Source organism: Duffyella sp. Ts4 (genome assembly GCF_051851875.1).
GTDB classification, from domain to species: Bacteria; Pseudomonadota; Gammaproteobacteria; order Enterobacterales; family Enterobacteriaceae; genus Duffyella; species Duffyella gerundensis.
The window spans coordinates 146309-158798 of record NZ_JBLYPN010000004.1; the positions used below are offsets into that span (position 1 = coordinate 146309).

8 protein-coding genes are annotated in these 12490 nt (G+C 55.0%); 4 read left to right on the forward strand and 4 right to left on the reverse strand.

The genetic code is table 11. The annotated features are described in order from the left end of the window. Positions 1 to 484: 484 nt before the first annotated feature. Positions 485 to 3601: a multidrug efflux RND transporter permease AcrD gene (gene acrD, locus ACJY2L_RS08380; protein ID WP_439212575.1), complete on the reverse strand. Its 3117-nt coding sequence runs from the start codon at positions 3599 to 3601 to the stop codon at positions 485 to 487. A 445-nt stretch (positions 3602 to 4046) separates the two neighbouring features. Here acrD and ACJY2L_RS08385 point away from each other — a divergent pair, with 445 nt between their 5' ends. From ACJY2L_RS08385 to ACJY2L_RS08400, 4 genes are all read left to right on the forward strand, one after another. Beyond that, entirely contained in the window at positions 4047 to 4322 is a 276-nt protein-coding gene (locus ACJY2L_RS08385) for a DUF1471 domain-containing protein (RefSeq protein ID WP_067432762.1), read from the forward strand. Positions 4323 to 4610: 288 nt separating this feature from the next. Next, on the forward strand, positions 4611 to 6080 hold the full coding sequence (ansP, locus tag ACJY2L_RS08390; RefSeq protein WP_225701438.1) for an L-asparagine permease: 1470 nt from the start codon (positions 4611 to 4613) through the stop codon (positions 6078 to 6080). A 126-nt stretch (positions 6081 to 6206) separates the two neighbouring features. Next, entirely contained in the window at positions 6207 to 6785 is a 579-nt protein-coding gene (nudK, locus tag ACJY2L_RS08395) for a GDP-mannose pyrophosphatase NudK (protein ID WP_067432756.1), read from the forward strand. Between the two features lie 199 nt (positions 6786 to 6984). After that, positions 6985 to 8028: a DUF1176 domain-containing protein gene (locus tag ACJY2L_RS08400; protein ID WP_067432753.1), complete on the forward strand. Its 1044-nt coding sequence runs from the start codon at positions 6985 to 6987 to the stop codon at positions 8026 to 8028. 2 nt (positions 8029 to 8030) lie between these two features. Here the strand turns inward: ACJY2L_RS08400 and ampH are convergent, their stop codons facing one another. From ampH to tal, 3 genes are all read right to left on the reverse strand, one after another. Beyond that, a complete protein-coding gene (gene ampH / locus ACJY2L_RS08405; RefSeq protein ID WP_071852561.1) occupies positions 8031 to 9200 on the reverse strand; it encodes a D-alanyl-D-alanine-carboxypeptidase/endopeptidase AmpH in 1170 nt (389 codons plus the stop codon). Between the two features lie 138 nt (positions 9201 to 9338). Then, on the reverse strand, positions 9339 to 11339 hold the full coding sequence (gene tkt / locus ACJY2L_RS08410; RefSeq protein ID WP_439212574.1) for a transketolase: 2001 nt from the start codon (positions 11337 to 11339) through the stop codon (positions 9339 to 9341). A gap of 67 nt (positions 11340 to 11406) precedes the next feature. Then, positions 11407 to 12357, reverse strand: coding sequence for a transaldolase (gene tal, locus ACJY2L_RS08415; protein ID WP_439212573.1), 951 nt, complete (start codon positions 12355 to 12357; stop codon positions 11407 to 11409). Positions 12358 to 12490 lie beyond the last annotated feature (133 nt).

Consider the following 12490-nt stretch of genomic DNA (forward strand, 5'->3'; position numbering starts at 1 on the left):
AGCCGTTAATGATACGGGGGGAAATAATAGGTGTTGTTATATTTCCGCGGTTTATCACTTTTCATCTGGCACTGATTTTGCATAACTCGATTGTCAGCATGAGGTGACAAAGCCTTTGCATAAGAACGCAACCATAGCGCTGTTAAACCGGAGTTTGTCAGTATCCATGTAGCGTGGTATCAAAAAACTCATCAGGCAGCGAAAAAAAATCGTAGCGTAAAAGAGAAAATAGTTTTAAGATAATTCCTAAATTAGCCGATACCAGTAATAAGTTTAAACATAACCACTTTTCGCCAGTGTCAGGGTAAAGTCATTAGCATTATAAGAGAGGATCATATGATTGAAGTTGAAGTAGCAACCTGGAAAGAATTTATTGAGTCGATGTTACGCAAGTAATATCGTATTCAGAAGGCGTGTATTAGCCTGCTATTAATTCTGATTACACACATTAAAAGGCAGTCACTAAGGTGACTGCCTTTTTTATTTAATCGCGCGGTTTCTCTTTTAACGGGAAGCGCTTACGCACCAGCACAAAGAACAGCGGCACAAAGAAAACCGCCAGCACGGTGGCAGAAATCATGCCGCCGATGACGCCGGTGCCCACCGCGTGTTGGCTGCCGGAACCCGCGCCGCTGCTGATCGCCATTGGCAGCACGCCAAACACAAAGGCCAGCGAGGTCATCAGAATTGGCCGCAGTCGCTGGCGTGCCGCTTCCAGCGTAGCGGACACCACATCTTTGCCCCGCGTATTGACCTCATTGGCGAACTCCACAATCAGAATGGCGTTCTTCGCCGACAGGCCAATCACGGTCAGCAGGCCAACCTGAAAATAGACGTCGTTTTCCAGTCCACGCAGCCAGGTGGCCAGCAGCGCGCCGACCACGCCGAGCGGCACCACCAGCATGACCGAAAAAGGAATTGACCAGCTTTCATAGAGCGCGGCAAGACAGAGGAAAATCACCAGCAGCGATATCGCATAGAGCGCAGGTGCCTGAGAGCCTGACAGCCGCTCCTGATACGAGGCACCGGTCCATTCCAGCCCGACGCTGAGCGGCAGTTGTGACACCAATTTTTCCATCGCATCCATCGCCGTTCCGCTGCTGACGCCATCGGCCGCTTCGCCGACGATCTCCAGCGACGAATAGCCGTTATAGCGCTCGAGCCGGGGTGAGCCGGTTTCCCAGCGGCGGGTGGCAAACGCAGAGAAGGGCACCATGCCGCCGCTCTTATTGCGTACAAACCATTTGTTGATGTCATCAGGCAGCATGCGATACGGCGCGGCAGCCTGTACGTAGACCTTTTTAACCCGGCCGCGATCGATAAAGTCATTGACGTAGGTGGAGCCCCAGCCGGTGGTCAGCGTGTCGTTGATCTCATCCAGATCCACGCCCAACGCCTGCGCCTTGCGTTGATCGACGTCGATCTGCAGCTGCGGGCTGTCGTCCAGCCCGTTGTGGCGCACGCGGGAAAGCGCCGGGTCTTTATCCGCCATTTCCAGTAAACGGTCGCGCATCGCCATCAGCTGCGTATGGCCCAGCCCGCCGTGATCCTGCAGTTCCATGTCGAAGCCGGATGAACTGCCCATGCCGGTGATCGCCGGTGGGCTGCTGGCGATCACGCGTGCCTCGTTGATTTTCTGAAAGGCTTTGGTTGCGCGTGCAATGATGGCAAACGAGGTGCGATCGGCCGCGTCACGCTGATCCCAACCTTTCAGGCGAATAAACAGGCGCGCCACGTTCTGGCCGTTGCCACCCGGTCCTGAGCCGATGGTAGAAAATACCGACAGCACGTTCTCTTTTTCCTGCGTCAGATAATAGTTTTCAATTTTTGCCACTACCTGTGAGGTCTGCTGCTGCGTTGCGCCTGGCGGCAGCTGTACCTGCGTCATAAAGACGCCGCGATCTTCCAGCGGCAGAAATGAGGTCGGCAGGCGCAAAAACAGAAAGGCCATTACGCCAATGATTGCCATGTAAATGAACAGCCAGCGGCCACTGCGGTGCAGAATGTGCTGCACGCCACGTGCATAGCGATCGGCATTGTGATTGAACTGCCGATTAAACCAGCCGAAAAACCCGCGACGTGGCTGATGGTGATCGGCGGTTACCGGCTTCAGCAGCGTGGCGCAGAGCGCTGGCGTCAGGATCATCGCCACCAGCACCGACAGCACCATAGCGGAAACGATGGTAATGGAGAACTGCCGATAAATGGCACCCACCGTGCCGCCAAAAAACGCCATCGGCACGAACACGGCGGATAACACCAGCGCGATGCCGACCAGCGCGCCCTGAATCTGGCCCATCGACTTACGCGTTGCCGCACGCGGTGACAGGCCCTCTTCGCGCATGATGCGTTCAACGTTTTCCACCACCACGATGGCATCGTCCACCAGCAGACCGATCGCCAGCACCATGGCAAACATGGTCAGCGTATTGATGCTGAAGCCGCAGGCATAGAGCACGGCGAAGGTGCCGAGCAGCACCACCGGAACCGCCAGCGTAGGAATCAACGTGGCGCGGATGTTCTGCATAAACAGATACATCACCAGGAACACCAGCACGATCGCTTCCAGCAGCGTCTTAACCACATCTTCAATCGATGCCTTCACAAAAGGCGTGGTTTCGTAGGCGACTTTCGCCTCCAGCCCGTGCGGAAAATAGTGCGCCAGTTCATCAATACGCGCACGAACCAGCCGATCGGTCTCCATTTCATTGGCACCCGAAGCGAGCTTGATGCCGAGACCGGAAGCGGGCTGGCCGTTATAGCGACTGATGTAGTCATATTTTTCCGCGCCGAGCGCAACCGTGGCAACATCGCCCAGCGTGACGACGGCACCGTTTTGCTGTGTTTTCAGCGTGATCGCTTTGAATTGTTCCGGCGTTTGCAGCATCGATTGCGCATTTACCGTGGCGTTCAATGCCTGCTTATCCACCGACGGCAGGCCGCCTACCTGGCCTACGGCCACCTGGCTGTTTTGTGACGCGATGGCGCTAACCACGTCAGAGGTGGTCAGCGCATAGTCGATCAGTTTGGTGGGATCGAGCCAGATGCGCATGGCGTACTGCGTACCGTAGGCGTCAACCTGACCAACGCCGGTGACGCGGCTGAGCGGATCCTGCAGATTGCTGGCCACATAATCGGCAATATCCTGCTTGTCCATGCTGCCATCAGTAGACACAAACGCCACCATCAGGATATTGCTGTCGCCGGTTTTATTCACCGTTACGCCCTGCGACTGCACCGCCTGCGGCAGCTTACGCAGCGCCGACTGCAGCTGATTTTGTACCTGCTGGCGCGCTTCGTCGGGATTGGTGCCGGCGGTAAAGGTGAGGGTAATGGTCGCCTGACCGGTATTGCTGCTTTGCGAAGACATATACATCAGGTTATCGATGCCGGTCATGTTCTGTTCGATAACCTGGGTAACGGTGTTTTCCAGGGTTTGCGCTGAAGCGCCAGGATAGTTAGCGGTAATACGCACGTTAGGCGGTGCAAGATCGGGGTACTGTTCAACGGGCAGGGAGACGATCGCCAGCGCACCGATCAGACACATCAATATCGCCAGTACCCAGGCGAAAATTGGACGATCGATGAAAAAGTTCGCCATCGACACCACACTCCTTATCTCAGTTGAAATGCCCGTTGAACATCACTAAGGATTTTTACTTTCCTGTCAGTGGGTTAGGAATCTCTAGCTTTTCCGTAACTCCGTTACTCTACGCGCCAAAACGGCCAGAACCGTGGAGGAATTAAGGAGAAAATGTAAAAAAGAGCCGGCAATATTGTCGCTGCGTATAAAAAGAATGCAGGTTACATCCTGATAAAGGCGGCAACCGCGATAAGGTGAAAACAGACCACGTTCATTTATAACCTTTTCATACCGCTTGCCCTACTTAATTGACATTTCTCTAACTTTATCCGCATAAGCGACGCAAACCTTGCGAGATTTTACCGGCCTGTGAGATTGCTTTTCATTGCATGGAAGATAATTAGCATCGAAATAATTGATTGCGGCTCTGAATCGCCGCCCACGAATAATGAAGGAATATACGATGAAAAAACAACTTGCTGCTATTGCTGCGGTCGCTTTGCTGGCTACCAGTTCATTCTCTGCACTCGCTGCGTCAGCGGTGGATGCTGATGAGGCGCAGGGCCTGCAGGCGATGGGCACCGTATCCGTTTCATCAGTAGGTGGCTCGCTGGATGATGCCGCGCGCCAGCTGGCGAATAAAGCGAAAGCACAGGGCGCCGATCACTATCGTATCATCGGCCTGGACAGCCCTGGCGACTCCAGCCGCTGGAGCGGTACCGCAGAAATCTATCGCTAAGACAGCCCGCTTTCTTTCCTGAACCCCTGATATTACAACCGGTCAACCCCGTTGATCGGTTTTCTCACATCTGCACCACAAAATTACAATTTGTATAGTTATTCCCGCCCTGGATATTTTGCTTCAGTTCAAGAGAACGGTTAGGATTCATCGCCGTAATTTTGCCTATACCACAACATTATAACTAGCGAGTGGTGGCGTTAATCGCGTCACTTTAGCCCAACCAGCGCAATCGTTTGGTTGCTTAATCTGGCGTGAGTCAGGTTGGACAGGATAAACAGGACAGGTATGAAAGCATCTACAAAAAACGCAGCGGAACAACGCGCTGCAAAACGCCGCTGGCTAAACTCCCACGACAGCGGTTATCACAAAGCGATGGGCAATCGTCATGTGCAGATGATTGCTATCGGTGGCGCCATCGGTACCGGCTTGTTTCTTGGCGCAGGCGCCCGATTGCAGGCTGCTGGCCCGGCGCTGGCGTTAATCTATCTGGTTTGCGGTATTTTCTCGTTTTTCATTCTGCGCGCGCTGGGCGAACTGGTGTTACACCGGCCTTCCAGCGGCAGTTTCGTCTCTTATGCCCGTGAGTTTTTAGGTGAAAAAGCCTCTTATGTCGCAGGCTGGATGTATTTCGTCAACTGGGCGATGACCGGCATTGTCGATATCACCGCCGTGGCGCTCTATATGCATTACTGGGGTGCTTTCGGCGATGTGCCGCAATGGGTGTTTGCGCTGGGCGCGTTGGCGATTGTCGGTACCATGAACATGATCGGCGTGAAATGGTTCGCCGAAATGGAGTTCTGGTTCGCACTGATTAAAGTGCTGGCTATCGCTATCTTCCTGATTGTGGGCGTGGTGTTTCTGGGCAGCGGCAAACCGCTGGACGGCAATGCTACCGGTTTCCATTTGATTACCGATAATGGCGGCATGTTCCCGCACGGCCTGTTGCCTGCCTTAGTGCTGGTACAGGGCGTGGTGTTTGCCTTTGCCTCGATTGAGCTGGTGGGCACGGCGGCAGGCGAGTGTAAAGATCCGCAGACCATGCTGCCGAAAGCGATCAACAGCGTCATCTGGCGTATCGGCTTGTTTTACGTTGGCTCGGTGGTGCTGCTGGTGATGCTGCTGCCGTGGAACGCCTATCAGGCGGGCCAAAGCCCGTTTGTGACCTTTTTCTCCAAACTGGGCGTGCCTTACATTGGTAGCATCATGAACATCGTGGTGCTGAGTGCGGCGCTCTCCAGCCTTAACTCCGGCCTCTACTCAACCGGCCGTATTCTGCGCTCAATGTCGATGGGCGGCTCCGCGCCGAAGTTCATGTCGAAGATGAACAGCCATCAGGTGCCCTATGCCGGTATTCTCGTGACCTGCGTGGTCTATGTGTTTGGCGTGGTGCTCAACTATTACGTGCCGTCGCAGGTGTTTGAGATCGTACTCAACATCGCTTCGCTGGGCATTATCTCTTCCTGGGGCTTTATCGTGGTCTGCCAGCTGCGCCTGCGTAAGGCGATCAAAGAGGGCAAGGCGGACGACATCAGCTTCAAGCTACCTGGCGCGCCATTCACTTCCTGGTTGACCCTGCTGTTCCTGGCCAGCGTACTGGTGCTGATGGCCTTTGACTATCCAAACGGCACCTACACCATCGCATCAGTGCCGCTGATTGCGGTGATCCTGGTGTTGGGATGGTTTGGCGTACGTAAGCGGGTAAAAGCCGTTGCGGCCACGGAACCCAATCAATCGGCGGATACCACGCCGCGCTAATTGCGTTAAGGCTTAACAGGCGGAATGCTCATGGCATTCCGCCTTTTTTTTGCCGGTTTTCGGATGGCGTTAAGCCGCCGAGCGTTTTAAGATGATCGGCCAGAAAGGCGTCAGGCAGGAAAAGAAATGAGCATTAAAATCAACGTCATTAAAGATAAACTGCTTTCAGATAACTGGTTTACCCTGCGTAATTACACCTACGAGCTGGTTCGCCAGCAGGGTGAGCCGTTACGCCATAAGCGCGAGGTTTATGACCGCGGTAACGGCGCCACCATATTGCTCTACAACCGCAAGAAAAACAGCGTAGTGCTCATTCGTCAGTTCCGCATCGCTACCTGGGTGAACGGTAATCACAACGGCATGCTGATTGAGGCGTGCGCCGGTTTACTGGACAACGATTCGCCGGAAGATTGCATCCGTAAAGAGGCGGTGGAAGAGACCGGCTATGCAGTGGGCGAGGTTGAAACGCTGTTTTCTGCCTATATGTCGCCGGGCGGCGTAACGGAAATCGTCCATTTTTTTGCTGCGGAATATGATGACAGCCAGCGAAACAACGCGGGCGGCGGCGTGGAAGATGAAGATATTGAGGTGCTTGAAATCGCTTTTCCGCAGGCGTTAGCGATGATAAAAAGTGGCGATATTCGCGATGGCAAAACCATCATGCTGTTGCAGCATGCGCAACTGGCGGGTTGGCTTCAGCCCTGAAGCGCCAGTTCGTGCACAGTCCGAACAATCTGATTGAGCACCGCGTAGCGGCAGAGGATGCTTTTTGTGGTATTAATCATCTCTCTGTTCAGCATGTCCGTTCATTTTGCCGTGCGTTTCAGGCTGGCTTATGGATAAGGCAGATTGAATCGATTGCGCTACGCTATGATCATTCACTTAACCGGGATCTGTCTTTTTCATGTCTTATTCGACAAAATCGCTGCTGTTACTGCCTTTTCTTTTTGTCGCCAGTGCGCATGCAGATCCATTGCAAAAAACCTTTTCGGACTGGCAGGTCACCTGTAATAACCTGAATTTTTGCGTGGCGCGCAGCATGACCGGCGAAAATGGCCTGGTAATGACGCTGTCTCGCCACGCTGGCGAAAATGACCGCCCGCTGCTGCGCATCGATTACGGCAGTCGCTACAGCGGTGCGCTGCCGGGTGGTTCGTTAAAAGAAAACCTGCTGATCGACCAGCGCCGCCTTAATCCCGATCTCAAACACTGGGCGGTGGAAGCACATCATATTGCCACTTCGCATACTATCTCTGTCGATGAGTTTCTGGCGCAGGTGCTGGACGCAGATAATTTGCAGTTGACCTTCCAGCCGCAGGCCACGCTTTCCCTGCATGGACTCAAAGCTGCCCTGCTGCTGATTGATGATGTGCAGGGCAGAGTAAACAGCCAAAGTGCGTGGGTGAAACGCGGCGAACGCCTGCAAGTGCCGCCGGAGCCCGCCGCGCCAACGTTAGCGCCGCCGCCGACGCCCGCAGCGCTGACCGCCGATGAAACCCGCGATCTGATCGACTACGCGACCTGGCGCATTAACACCGAATCCTGTTCGCTGGATCCGATGCGCCGTGAGGTTAGCGTGTCGCCACTGACCGATGACAAAGCGTTGCTGTTGGTCAGCTGTGAAATGGGCGCGTATAACGTCATCGATTTGGCCTTTGAGGTCACGCGCAGACAGCCCTGGACCGCCCGTGGCCTGATGCTAACGCTGCCGTTTGCCCCGCCGGGAAAAAGCGAAAAGCCGATGGAGCTGGTGAACGCGCAGTTTGACGCCGCGAAGGGCGAACTTTACACCTGGGCGAAAGGACGTGGACTGGGAGATTGCGGCATCGCGTCCCGCTGGCGCTTCAACGGGGAAGAGTTTGTGCTGGCGGAGTATGCGGAAGAATCAAGCTGCGATCTCTGGCACAGCAGCGATGACTGGCCAACCCTGTGGGTCAGCCAGCCTTAAGGTTAGTTAATGGCGTCAATCCGCATTGGCGATCCGTTCTGATTGCCGACCAGCTCGGCCAACAGGTTGTTAACGCCGTCGCTCATCGCGGTAAAACGCGTCAGCGGCGAGCGCGTGACTACCACAAAAACGCCCACGTTATGCTGCGGCACCATCGCCATATAAGTGATAAAGCCGCCGCCGCCACCGGTTTTCTCGATGATGCCGGGATGCCCGTCACGCGGCGCCATATAGACCCAGCCCATACCGATGCCGTCTGCCCGTCCGGGCACATCCATGCCGTCGACTTTAACCAGCTGATCGCGACGATAAATTACCGTTTGCAGGCGATCGCTCTGGCTGGTGCGACGATGAATATCGGAGTTCAAAAACTGCTGCATCCAGCGGCCCATATCCTCTGGCGTTGAGTAAACGCCGCCGCTGCCAATCGCCGCCAGCGTATTAACGCACGGGCTGGCGCCTTTTTCGGCCACCATCAAACGGGCGCACTGATCGGGCGAAGGCGTGAAGGTGGTGTCTTTCATGCCCAGTGGGCGGGTTAACAACTGAGAAAACAGCGCCGGATAAGGCGTACCGGCCGCCCGCGCCAGCGCATCGGCCAGCAGGTCATAACCGATATTTGAATAGGCGGCGCGGCTGCCTGGTGCCACCTTCAGCGGCGCACGCGTCAGCCAGTTCCAGCGATCGGCGCGGGTTGGCCAGACAAACACCGGTCGCACCGCCTTGCCGCCCGGTTGCTCACGCGGCAGGCCAGCGGTATGGGTGGAGAGATTGATCAGCCGAATTGGCTGGCCGTTGTAGTTCGGCACGCTGGCGCCTGGCGGGGCATATTTGCTGAGCGGGTCGTCAAGGCGCAGGGTGCCGCGCTCTGCCAGTTTCACCATCATCTGGCTGGTCATCAGCTTGCTCAGAGAGGCGATGCGGATTACCGAATCTTTTTGCGGCCGAATGTTGTTACCCGGACGCGTTTCACCGAGGCTGGTAAAAACCTGCTGATTGCCATCAATCGCGACCAGCGCCATACCGGTTGCGCCGCTGCCATAAAAAATATGTTCGGCGTAACGGTCGACAATCTGCGAGGCGAGCAGCGGATCCGGCGCGATTTGCGCCATGCCTTTCAACGGCAGCGCGACAGAAAGCAGCGCCAGTAAAACACGAGCGGAAGTTTTCAACGAAATAACATCCAAATCTGATTGCGGAGGGAAAAACACATAGTAATCAGATTCTGTGCAACGGGAAGTAGCCAGATGAGGTTTTTTTACGATTGGCGCAGAAAAAAATGGCCCTCTCATGATGAGAGGGCCAGAGGATTAATGCGGTTGCAGCAATGCTTCAGCGTGGCTGACGATATTTTCCACGGTAAAGCCAAACTCGTTGAACAGCTTATCGGCAGGCGCTGACTCACCAAAGGTGGTCATACCGACGATTGAACCGTTCAAACCGACATATTTGTACCAGTAATCGGCGATGCCTGCTTCCACCGCCACACGCGCGGTAACGGTTGAAGGCAGAACGGATTCGCGGTAGGCGACATCCTGCTTATCAAACATATCCGTTGAAGGCAATGAAACCACGCGCACCTTGTGACCGCTGCGGGTCAGTTTCTCAGCGGCACCCAGGGTGATTTCCACTTCAGAACCGGTGGCGATCAGGATCACTTCTGGCGTGCCGTCGCAATCCTGTAGCACATAACCACCGCGCGCGATGTTATCCAGCTGTGCAGCAGAGCGTTCCGGCTGCAGAAGATTCTGGCGTGACAGGATCAGCGCGGTTGGGCCATTGTGACGCTCAATCGCCAGTTTCCAGGCCACGGCAGTTTCCACCTGATCGCACGGACGCCAGACCGCCATATTCGGCGTCAGGCGCAGGCTGGCAAGTTGCTCAACCGGCTGGTGCGTCGGGCCATCTTCACCCAGACCGATAGAGTCGTGGGTATAAACCATGATCTGACGCGCCTTCATCAGCGCCGCCATACGTACCGCATTACGCGCATATTCCACAAACATCAGGAAAGTTGCGGTATAGGGCACAAAGCCGCCGTGATGGGCGATACCGTTGGCGATGGCGGTCATACCGAATTCACGCACACCGTAGTGGATATAGTTACCCGCCTGATCTTCTTTAATCGACTTAGAGCCAGACCAGATAGTCAGGTTGCTTGGCGCAAGGTCAGCGGATCCACCCAGGAATTCTGGCAGCATCTTACCGTAGGCTTCCAGCGTGTTTTGTGACGCTTTACGGCTGGCAATTTTCTGCGGGTTAGCCTGCAGATCAGCGATAAATTTCTGCGTTTCGGCTTCCCAGTTAGCGGGCATGCCGCCATCCATACGACGGCTGTACTCTGCCGCCAGCTCCGGATACGCCGCTTTATAGGCAGCAAACTTCTCGTTCCACGCCTGCTCTTTCTGCTGGCCGGCGCTTTTTGCGTCCCACTGGCTATAAATGTCCTGTGGAATTTCAAACGGCGGATAGTTCCAGCCCAGCTGTTTGCGGGTCAGCGCCACTTCTTCTTCGCCCAGCGCGGCACCGTGCGACTCTTCTTTGCCCGCTTTATTTGGCGAACCAAAACCGATCACGGTGCGGCAGATAATCAGCGATGGCTTATCGGTTACGCTCTGTGCTTCTTTGATGGCGTTAGCCACCGCTTCAGCATCATGGCCGTCAATTTCGTGCACCACGTGCCAGTTATAGGCTTCGAAGCGTTTGGCGGTGTCGTCGGTAAACCAGCCTTCGGTCTCACCGTCGATCGAGATGCCGTTGTGATCGTAGAAACCAATCAGTTTGCCGAGGCCCAGCGTACCAGCCAGCGAGCAGACTTCATGGGAAATGCCTTCCATCAGGCAGCCATCACCCATAAATGTGTAGGTGAAGTGGTCGACAATCTCATGGTCAGGACGGTTGAACTGCGCGCCCAGCGTGCGTTCAGCGATCGCCAGACCCACGGCGTTCGCCAGGCCCTGGCCCAGTGGGCCGGTGGTGGTTTCAACGCCCGGCGTGTAACCGATTTCCGGGTGGCCCGGCGTTTTCGAATGCAGCTGGCGGAAGTTTTTCAGCTCTTCAATCGGCAGGTCGTAACCGCTGAGGTGCAGCAGGCTATACAGCAGCATGGAGCCGTGGCCGTTGGAAAGAATAAAGCGGTCGCGATCGGCCCAGGCCGGATTGGTCGGATTGTGTTTCAAAAAGTCGCGCCACAGCACTTCGGCGATATCGGCCATGCCCATGGGTGCGCCCGGATGACCCGATTTCGCTTTTTGTACGGCGTCCATGCTCAATGCACGAATGGCATTGGCCAGTTCTCTATGTGAAGACATGTTCTTCTCCCTTTATGAGGTGAGGAAATGGCGAGGCGGGCAACGGCCCGCCTGAGAGGCGTTACGGTTACAGCTGTGCGGCGAGTACGGCTTCCAGTTTTTCCTGGTCAGCCGCGAACTGGCGGATACCGTCAGACAGTTTTTCTACTGCCATGGCATCTTTGTTGTGCTCCCAGCGGAACTCAGATTCAGAAAGCGGCGCAGGCTGATGGAACGCTTCAGTTGACGGCGTCAGCTTGCGTTCAACCGGCGCATCGCTTGATTGCAGCTCTTCCAGCAGATTTGGCGACAGGGTCAGACGATCGCAGCCCGCCAGTGCCAGAATTTGCTCAACCTTACGGAAGCTGGCACCCATGATGATGGTGTTATAGCGATGCTGTTTGTAGTAGTCGTAAATCGCTTTCACCGATTTCACGCCTGGATCTTCGTCAGCCACGTACGGTTCCAGTTTTTCACGGCTGTTGTACCAGTCATAAATACGGCCAACAAACGGTGAAATCAGGAACACGCCCGCTTCAGCACAGGCGCGCGCCTGGGCAAAGGAGAACAGCAGCGTCAGGTTACAGTGGATGCCGTTTTTCTCCAGCTCTTCTGCTGCGCGGATGCCTTCCCAGGTTGAGGCCAGCTTGATCAGAATGCGCGAACGGTCAATGCCGTGATCTTCATACATGCGCACCAGCTTTTCGGCTTTGGTGACGCACATACCGCGATCGAAAGAGAGGCGAGCGTCTACTTCTGTCGAGACGCGGCCCGGTATGCTTTTCAGGATTTCCATACCAAGGTTAACGGCCACTTTATCGCTGGCGTTGATGATCTGCGTCTCTTTGCTGCCGCCCTGTTTTTTCGCATAGGCAACGGCGTCATCCATCAGGTGCTTATAAGATTCAAGGCCGGAGGCTTTCAGGATCAGAGAGGGATTCGTGGTGGCATCTTCAGGGTTGTAGTTACGAATGGATTCAATATCGCCACTGTCTGCCACAACGGTAGTGAACTTTTTTAATGCTTCTAGCTGGTTCATCTCAAAACTCCTTGATAAGCAATCGGATGATAACTTTCGTTATAACGCAACGTTCCGTTGGCCGTGCTGACTGGCATGAGCGCAGCAGAACAGACGGGGGAAACGTCGCTCTGTTTGTTCAGGATAGCGCTTG

Bases quoted from the DNA above. Each gene is read 5' to 3' on its own strand.
- ACJY2L_RS08400 (WP_067432753.1), top strand. From the start codon at position 6,985: ATGTCTTATTCGACAAAATCGCTGCTGTTACTGCCTTTTCTTTTTGTC.
- nudK (WP_067432756.1), top strand. From the start codon at position 6,207: ATGAGCATTAAAATCAACGTCATTAAAGATAAACTGCTTTCAGATAAC.
- ansP (WP_225701438.1), top strand. From the start codon at position 4,611: ATGAAAGCATCTACAAAAAACGCAGCGGAACAACGCGCTGCAAAACGC.
- tkt (WP_439212574.1), bottom strand. From the start codon at position 11,339: ATGTCTTCACATAGAGAACTGGCCAATGCCATTCGTGCATTGAGCATG.
- tal (WP_439212573.1), bottom strand. From the start codon at position 12,357: ATGAACCAGCTAGAAGCATTAAAAAAGTTCACTACCGTTGTGGCAGAC.
- ACJY2L_RS08385 (WP_067432762.1), top strand. From the start codon at position 4,047: ATGAAAAAACAACTTGCTGCTATTGCTGCGGTCGCTTTGCTGGCTACC.
- acrD (WP_439212575.1), bottom strand. From the start codon at position 3,601: ATGGCGAACTTTTTCATCGATCGTCCAATTTTCGCCTGGGTACTGGCG.